Below are 7,045 nucleotides of genomic sequence, written 5' to 3'. Positions count from 1 at the left end.
TCCTTGGCGACGGTGACGCCGTCCTTGGTGATGCGGGGAGCGCCGAACGACTTGTCGAGCACGACGTTGCGGCCCTTGGGGCCCAGCGTCACCTTCACCGCGTTGTTGAGAATTTCGACGCCGCGCAGCATCCTGTCGCGCGCGTCAACGCCGAACTTGACTTCTTTGGCTGACATGTGGGTTTCCTGAAAATTTTACTTGGTCTCACCCTTGGCGACGCCCAGCAGGCGCCCCTCAGGATGAGCGGTGCGAGCGATGGTTTAAGCGGCCTTCTTCTTGGCGGACGCGTCAGTGAGAACGCCCATGATGTCGCTCTCCTTCATGATCAACAGCTCCTGGCCGTCGATCTTGACCTCGGTGCCTGACCACTTGCCGAACAGGATGCGGTCGCCGACCAGGACGTCGATCGGGATCAGCTTGCCGCTCTCGTCGCGGCCACCGGGGCCGACTGCGATGACTTCACCTTGGGAAGGCTTTTCCTTCGCAGTGTCCGGAATGATAATGCCGCCAGCGGTCTTTTCCTCTGCGTCGATGCGCCTGACCACGACGCGGTCGTGAAGCGGACGAAATTCCATGAGATCTCCTAAGCGTTTACACTGGCTGATGATTTGACGTCGCTAGCAATCATTGCCCGCGAGTGCCAACGCGGGCGCAGCTGAAATAGGACTGATTTCCGGGGGGACAAGGGTTTGTAACCGGAAAATCGGCTCGTCGCGCGGGATCTCTATGGGGCTTACCCAGATCACCTATTCGAGTTTGCCGCCGAGCACCCGACCTTCTTCTGAGTGAGTTTGTACGTCTCTCGACCTAATGTCGCCGACCAGTTCAATTCCTCTGCCGCGTTGACCTTAATTCGAGAAGGTAAAGGAACGCCGATCTGGTCCCGGTTCAGATGCGAATCGTCGGCTGACTTCGTTCCAAGATTGCGATGCGTTGGGACCTAAGGCAGCGGTCGGGAATTGGAGGTATCGCACCGCTTGATGATGATCCGATAGCTCTCAGCACGTCGAGGCGAGGCAACGCTAATTGGCGAGAGCTAACGCAGGAACGTGCTCAGATCGTTCGGCACCTCGTCCATTTTCAGACGCGTCTCTCAGACCTCATTTGTTCTTCCTGCTTTGTCGGCGGATGGAGAAGGATTTGAAGGGGAGTGAGTCGGATTGCGGGTGTTTGACGAGCCTTCCACGCAGGGGCACGCGGTGAAGAAGAGCGTCCGGGAACTGCATGTGTCGCAGCAAGACCGCCGAAGCAGAAGCGGGCAATACGACACAAGACAATGCCCATGAAGCAGTCCTCCAAGCCAAGTCCGTTTGAAGTTACAGCCTAGACGAGAGAGTTCGGCTGCAAAGCCGTCTCGCGTCAGCAGGGCAATCTTTCCCTCGACAACGTTCATGGCCGAACTTGGCCTTCCATTTGTAGACGCTGGCGTCGCTGAGGCCATGCTTGAGGCACAGATCGGCGACCGACACGCCGGCCTCATGCTCCTTCAAGATCCCGATGATCTGCTCTTCCGAAAAGCGGCTGCGCTTCATGCTCTGGTCCTTGTCGTGGGCCAGAACGAACTTCAAACCGGATTAAACCCGCGGGGCAAGGTCAGCCGCAGCTCGGCGCCAAATTCGAACTGCGTTTCGTTTTCCTCCACGGACGTTTCTTCGCCGTCTTCGCACGGCATGGACGCAAGCGTGGTCTTGATCTCGGGGATCTTCATTCCCTCCACCATTCGCATGCGCTTGATGGCGATCGCGGTCACGACGTCCGACTGCCGATAGGCTCGTCTGCCCGAAGCCGTGTAGGCCGGAGACAGAAGTCCCCGGGATTCCCATACCCGGATCGTTGAAACCGATACACCAGCGTGCCGGGAGACGTCGGATATTCGAAGGGACAGAAGAATGACTTCCGAGATGCGGAAGCCATCGCCGAGGCGGTCCAACGCCCGACCATGAAGTTCGTGCGCCGGTGAGCGGACCTGTTGAATGCCGCCGCTACTTCGCAGATAGTCCAAAGATCGCACCTACTTGGCCGAGTGTTGCCCGCTGGCCGGTATCTCGATCTGAAAAACGGAACCAGCGCAGTCTGACTTGGCGAGCCGCAATGTGCCTCCGAAGCCCGCTACCAAGCTAGAAGCGATGGCGAGGCCCAAGCCGATACCAGCGGACTTCTTCGTAAAGAATGGATCGAATATGCGCTCGCGATCCTCAACCGGAATTCCAGGCCCGGAGTCCTCAACCGACAATAGTATCCTCGACTGGCCGTTTAAACTCGCTGTGAGCCGCAGATGTCGGGCTTCTGGAGGCACGGAGTGCATTGCGTCTACAGCGTTCTTGACGAGGTTCAAGAGCACTTGCTGCAATTGCGTGCTATCTAGATGCACCTCTGGGAGACTACTCTCAAATTCTGTGGTGACAGCTACTTCATGGACTGTAAGCTCATGATGCAACAGTCTAAGTATTAAGCGAACCGCATCCTCAATACGTGTAGATGCGCTTCGATCAGTCGTTTTCTTTGACAGTTCGCGAATGCTCGTAATGATTTCGTTCGCGCGAAAGCTGTCGCCTTCTATATCACTGAGTATATCGTCCATTTGATCAAGCTCTGGAGGCTTCGAACGAAGTTGGCTCCGCGCGGTGTTGGCATTAAGCGATATCGCTGCCAACGGCGTCCTTAGTTCGTGGGCAATGGCCGCCGTGACAGCATCTATGCTCAAAAGTCGGTTGGCGCGTTCGCGGCCTTGTAAAATGATCGCACTGGCGAGACGTGAATAGAGAAAGATTGTTTCGACGATCAGCACGCTCAGCAACATGCAACTGGCAACGAGAACAAAGCATCTAGCTGCGTACCAACCAATCGTAAATCGTATCGAGCTGCCGATGATTGCCACCAAGAAGCTAGGCATGTAGGCAAGCAACGTCACGATCAACCACAAATCTAGGATCGTACGTCTGCGTAACAGCAATACCGCTGTCGCGGTAGCACCCCAGAGCCACAGCGCGAGGTTGACCTGATTCCCAAATTTCGTCTGCAATCTGATGTCATTAGTGAAGAAGCTTGGCAGGTATTCCGTCTTTGTGCATACGATCCAAGTGAGTACAGCAATCGTCGCAAGGACACCACTAACAGTAACTATGATCGGTGCCATTTTGGATCCGGCCGGAAACTTGCTGTTTCCGATGGTGTCTTTGGAGATTGCATAGACAAGGACAGCCGCCGTAAACGTGCTGTGCCAAAGCACGTAAATCCAAGCTGGAGTGTTAGGTCCGTCACCAATCAGACCGTCGGGCGCGTACCCGCCCGGAAAAGCGAGCGTCTGCAGGAATGCAAATGAGCCGCTGAATATGTAAGCGCTCGCGAGCGCAAGCAACGCGCGTTGCGGTTGGATAGAAAATTGAGCGAACAGAAAAATTGCCGTGAGGAGATCGGCAACGGCTAAGACGGTTTGCAAAACCGGGATGAATGAGTCAATTCGGCGGACCTGTATGTTCGCGTATGGTGCCATAACTGCCGCCGCCACCATCAAAAGGACGATGACACCGACTGCTACGGCACGTTGCCGCGAGCTTGCCGGCATCGTTGCGATTATCAATGGAAAATCTTGACCCACTTCGTCTGCAGGCAATTGGCTCATTCCAAACTTAGCTTGATGAAATTTCATCGCGTCGTCCTGGCTATCTTGGACAATGAGTTCAGGGTCAGCCAAAGAAAACAGTAATGCAGTGAGAAGAGTAAGCTTCTGTTCGACCCCTAATCTAACCATGGCGGCTCTATTTCAGCCAGCATAGACGTCCGGAATGGGTCAATCGCGTCGGCCTGCTCCCGATGTGATGACTTCCGGTCTACCCCGGTGAACGGGCATGTAGCGGCAGCCCGTCATGGAAGCGAAGGCCCAATAGGAGACGTCACGCCCAAACTTGACTGACACGACGCCGCGCGGCTAGCGAAGCGGGCGGGACCGGCTGAACAAGAAACGGCTGGGAGTGAACTTTCGGGCTACCGCGAGCGCGCTGCCCTCGCACTTTTCGAGCGCGATCTTCTGGGCCAGCATGACGTCTCCAATCGGAAGATCGCCAACGGGCAGGAAACACAAGCCGGTCCTTGGACCGCCGTTTTCGCCGATCTCGCAGACATTCGCAGCCGCTCCCGCATAGATCCTATAGTGGTTGCCCGTGTCGCCGCCGATTACCTCGAAATAACCCTTTTCCGCGAATTGCCGCCGTTGGACAGGCGAGAGGTAATGCAGCAGCAGCAGCAGCGCGCGTCCTTCCGGAGTGCTCTCGGCGCCGTGTCGAATGAACAGCGCCTTTGCAGCTCTCATCCGTGAGCGTTCACCCGGCCGCGAGCGTCTGAACAGCCGCACGGCTTCGCGATTCAGCCGCCGACCAGCCTGGGGAAGAAGAGAGTTTCTTCCGCAGTGGGGTCGAACGATCGGATCCGCGACACCTGACCTGAACCGGTCCGGACCGCGGCGGTGAAGCCGACGTTCGTCAGCTCGCGGAATCGCTGCTCCGCCTTGGCTACTTCCCCTGCATCGTCCGCATCGAAGAAGTGACGGCTGTCGCCGGTACTGTCCATCACGGTCTGCATCGGCATGCGGATCCCTCCTTGTTGATCATGACAGAATATTGTTGAAGCTCCGAAGTTCCTCGATCGCACCAAAGCTACTGCCTTTCGCGTCTCGCAACCAAGGCTTCGGTATGGTGGTACGCAGATGGCCCGCAAGCCAGGGCGCAGATTTTGTGGACTTCGGCGAACAGCATCAGCCCGCCACAGCGTCACCGGATATGGCCATTGGTCGAAAGTCGGTCCGCATCCTTCCACAAACCAGCTTTCGCATTCACATACGATAATTCATCTGATGGGGAGCGCAGGTACGCTCTGAGCGGGGCCTTGTAGAGAGGCTTTCATGCCGTACTATGAATTCGAGCTTGTCACCGATGCAACATGCCAGCATCAGGGCGGAATGATCTTAGAAGATCGACAAGGAGCGGCGGACCAAGCAGAACGTCTCGCAGCGGAGCTCACGCTGGTGCGACCAGAACTGATGTCCCACAATTCTGCAATTCGGGTTCGAGATCACAGCAACGCTGAAATCTATCGCACTGCGCTCGATGCTCTTGCAATCCGGAACGCCACCCAGGTCCCGGCACACCATTGTACTCACGATAGCACAACGTTCGTGCTGCCGATTGGACATTCATCCGGCTGCATCACCAACAGCACCAAGCTCACCGAGGCGGGTTCAATTCGCCTGCAAGCCAACCGACCGCATCTGTCTTCATTGGATCCACAGCGAACGACGCCGTCTCGGTACGTTCGCAGGTCGAGCATTCGAACGTGCGCGTCTCGAATCCGGACTTGCCGGGAGAGATGCGCGCCAATGCCATCCGGTGTTTGCATACGGGACACATCGGCCGTTCGTTGGTACACGAAGTCATCCACTGGCCCCAAAGAATACTCATTTACCCCAATCCGATTTTCAAAACGACAAAAGGTGAGCGCTAGGCAGCAGCTAAGTCATGCTGACCAGGGATGAAGCAGCGTTCAATGTCTGTTGGGAGAGGAGTCGCCGCCAAATGCTCCCAGTATTCTGCCTCGGCGAGCAGTTTCCAGCTTCTGTCAGGATGAAGCGCGGCACTCTGCCGACAGAGCGCGCCATCGCGCGCAAGCGCTGTGCGGTTTCCATTCCAGCCTCCCATGTTTTTCCCACCTTATTTTTTGTTTTTGCGTTGGAGTCATTATGATTATGCGCGAGAACTAATTTTTTGTTTTTCCTGGCCCCGACCGCCACTCGATATGCTTGCTGCGGTTGGCTTTCGTCTCGAGCGCCAACGCTCTTCATTTGATGCAATGTTCCGACTGGACATTCGTCTTGGTTGAAACCTTTGTGCTCTGACGGACCACACGGCTCCGCCACGGCTTTTGCTGTACATGCGGTGCTCGCGAACGATACAGGGAAGGAATTTCGGCGCGGAGAGAAGGACCTCTTCAGCCCTGACCTGATCACGCAATTACGCCTTGGAACGCGCGCTTACTCCAGCATCCGCGGTCGCCTCCAGAGGAAACGCCCCGCAGAGCGCCCGCCATCGCAATTCTCAGTTGCCTTAAAGATCATTATGGGACCTTTGAGTCCCTCAATGGAGCTGCGAGTCAGGTTTCATCATCGTCGCCAACGTCGTCCTGATCGTCTTCGTCCGAATCGATGGCCATAGCTTCGATGTAGTCACAGCAGGCATCCCGGAGCGTGCGACCCGATGTCGGATCGTCAGGGAAAACCACCATCCCCCGGTCTTCTTTCCATAGATGGAAAAGGTCCATGTGAGCGACATGACGCTCGCGCGTGCTGCACGATATCCGTGCGGCTACACAACCCAGCTTCAGCGGTCGATAAGCTTATAGATGCGCTGTCAAACGATGATGTGCTCGCAATGATATCGTGGTGGCCGGCACCACCCGTAAATTTCCCAAGTGCCGGTAACCAGGCGCAATGGTTAAATTGCGGCAGGTTTGACCGCAGCATCATGAAAACACAAAAGCCAAAGCAATGGGCCGACCGTGAGGTCCAGCAATTATCCAAGCTGGCCCGGGCAGGCGCTGGCGTATCGAAGAGTCGCAGCCGAGCTGGGCCGCCACGCAGGATCTGTGAGGCGAATGGCGCGAAGGATAGGGATACTGTTGAAGAAATAGCCGTTGAGGAAGCTCGCATCCCCGCCCGAATGAGCGCAGCACGACGCACCTACAACCCCAAACCGCGACTAATCTCCCGCACAACCGTGCGCGCAGCGTCAGTATTTCGACCATAGAAGAGCGCTGATCGAGTTGCGAAAAGAATGGTCAGCCCAAATAGCGCGATGGCAATACCTCTAAAATGGTGGCGGACCGGGTTGAGCGATGCAACGCACGTCTAAACGGCCCCAGCCGCAGGTTGGGAGAAACAGCCGGGGCCGTGCATTCCCATTCCATGTGCCGTAATCAGCCGTATGTCATTCGGCCTGCAATATTGACCCCCTAAGCCGGGGGATCGGCGTCCAAAATTGACCCCCTATAGGTTGGT

7 protein-coding genes and 2 pseudogenes are annotated in these 7,045 nt (G+C 56.3%); 1 reads left to right on the top strand and 8 read right to left on the bottom strand.

The features are described 5' to 3' along the window. From groEL to AC0L3K_RS40035, 7 genes and pseudogenes are all read right to left on the bottom strand, one after another. Positions 1–176 (bottom strand): annotated as a pseudogene (groEL, locus tag AC0L3K_RS40065) (chaperonin GroEL); the annotation flags it as partial. 84 nt (positions 177–260) lie between these two features. After that, positions 261–575, bottom strand: a complete 315-nt coding sequence (locus AC0L3K_RS40060; RefSeq protein ID WP_473266274.1) for a co-chaperone GroES — start codon at positions 573–575, stop codon at positions 261–263. Between the two features lie 771 nt (positions 576–1,346). Next, positions 1,347–1,532 (bottom strand): annotated as a pseudogene (locus AC0L3K_RS40055) (transposase); the annotation flags it as partial. Positions 1,533–1,564: 32 nt separating this feature from the next. Further along, on the bottom strand, positions 1,565–1,831 hold the full coding sequence (locus AC0L3K_RS40050) for a MerR family transcriptional regulator (protein ID WP_473368150.1): 267 nt from the start codon (positions 1,829–1,831) through the stop codon (positions 1,565–1,567). A gap of 180 nt (positions 1,832–2,011) precedes the next feature. Continuing rightward, positions 2,012–3,649 (bottom strand): MASE4 domain-containing protein, encoded by a 1,638-nt coding sequence (locus AC0L3K_RS40045; protein ID WP_473368149.1) that lies wholly within the window; start codon positions 3,647–3,649, stop codon positions 2,012–2,014. A 279-nt stretch (positions 3,650–3,928) separates the two neighbouring features. Beyond that, a complete protein-coding gene (locus AC0L3K_RS40040; RefSeq protein WP_473368148.1) occupies positions 3,929–4,309 on the bottom strand; it encodes a hypothetical protein in 381 nt (126 codons plus the stop codon). A 53-nt stretch (positions 4,310–4,362) separates the two neighbouring features. Continuing rightward, positions 4,363–4,584 carry a hypothetical protein gene (locus AC0L3K_RS40035; RefSeq protein ID WP_219685551.1) on the bottom strand — a complete coding sequence of 74 codons (222 nt, stop codon included), beginning with the start codon at positions 4,582–4,584 and terminating at the stop codon, positions 4,363–4,365. 983 nt (positions 4,585–5,567) lie between these two features. On the opposite strand from AC0L3K_RS40035, the gene AC0L3K_RS40030 reads away from it, so the two are divergent. Continuing rightward, positions 5,568–5,735 carry a hypothetical protein gene (locus AC0L3K_RS40030; RefSeq protein WP_473368147.1) on the top strand — a complete coding sequence of 56 codons (168 nt, stop codon included), beginning with the start codon at positions 5,568–5,570 and terminating at the stop codon, positions 5,733–5,735. 406 nt (positions 5,736–6,141) lie between these two features. On the opposite strand, the gene AC0L3K_RS40025 is transcribed toward AC0L3K_RS40030, so the two are convergent. Next, positions 6,142–6,309 carry a hypothetical protein gene (locus tag AC0L3K_RS40025; RefSeq protein WP_259219210.1) on the bottom strand — a complete coding sequence of 56 codons (168 nt, stop codon included), beginning with the start codon at positions 6,307–6,309 and terminating at the stop codon, positions 6,142–6,144. Between the last annotated feature and the right edge of the window lie 736 nt (positions 6,310–7,045).

The organism is Bradyrhizobium sp. MI1.10 (genome assembly GCF_055811035.1).
Note: the sequence above shows the minus strand (reverse complement) of the source record. Positions and strands in the feature narration are given on the sequence as shown.

Bases quoted from the DNA above. Each gene is read 5' to 3' on its own strand.
- AC0L3K_RS40025 (WP_259219210.1), bottom strand. From the start codon at position 6,309: ATGGACCTTTTCCATCTATGGAAAGAAGACCGGGGGATGGTGGTTTTC.
- AC0L3K_RS40030 (WP_473368147.1), top strand. From the start codon at position 5,568: ATGCTCCCAGTATTCTGCCTCGGCGAGCAGTTTCCAGCTTCTGTCAGG.
- AC0L3K_RS40035 (WP_219685551.1), bottom strand. From the start codon at position 4,584: ATGCCGATGCAGACCGTGATGGACAGTACCGGCGACAGCCGTCACTTC.
- AC0L3K_RS40040 (WP_473368148.1), bottom strand. From the start codon at position 4,309: ATGAGAGCTGCAAAGGCGCTGTTCATTCGACACGGCGCCGAGAGCACT.
- AC0L3K_RS40045 (WP_473368149.1), bottom strand. From the start codon at position 3,649: ATGAAATTTCATCAAGCTAAGTTTGGAATGAGCCAATTGCCTGCAGAC.
- AC0L3K_RS40060 (WP_473266274.1), bottom strand. From the start codon at position 575: ATGGAATTTCGTCCGCTTCACGACCGCGTCGTGGTCAGGCGCATCGAC.